Source organism: Campylobacter concisus (assembly GCF_002913545.1).
GTDB lineage: Bacteria > Campylobacterota > Campylobacteria > Campylobacterales > Campylobacteraceae > Campylobacter_A > Campylobacter_A concisus_AV.
This window is the reverse complement of the sequence record NZ_PPBR01000024.1, coordinates 1-512: the sequence shown is the minus strand read 5'-3', so window position 1 is coordinate 512 and position 512 is coordinate 1. Positions and strand designations below refer to the sequence as shown.

The 512-nt window shown below is 46.1% G+C and carries 1 protein-coding gene; it reads left to right on the top strand.

What is annotated here, in order from left to right:
- A partial coding sequence (locus CYP05_RS01585; protein ID WP_141090265.1) for a homoserine dehydrogenase occupies positions 1-512 on the top strand: 512 nt, incomplete at both ends.

Here is a 512-nt window from a genome sequence, read left to right as displayed (position 1 = left end):
AAATTTAGCTAAAAACACGCCATTTGGCTTTGAAGCAAGCGTGGCTGGTGGCATACCGATCATCAGAGCCTTAAGAGAGGGGCTTAGCGCCAACCACATCTTAAGCATAAATGGCATACTAAATGGCACAAGTAACTACATCCTAACCTCGATGATGAATGAGGGCTCAAATTTCAAAGACGCGCTTAAAAAGGCGCAAGAGCTTGGATACGCTGAGGCTGATCCTACCTTTGACGTGGGTGGCTTTGACACGGCTCACAAGCTTCTCATTCTTGCAAGTATCGCATATGGCGTTCACGGCGATCCAGAGGATATCTTGATCGAGGGGATACAAGGCATCACGCCAGAAGACATATTTTTTGCAAAAGACTTTGAATACTCTATCAAGCTTCTAGCTATCGCTAAAAAAAGCGAAGGCAAGGTCGAACTACGCGTGCATCCAGCGCTTGTGCCACAAAACAAAATGATAGCAAAGGCAAGTGGCGTAACAAATGCGATCAGTGTCGTTGGTG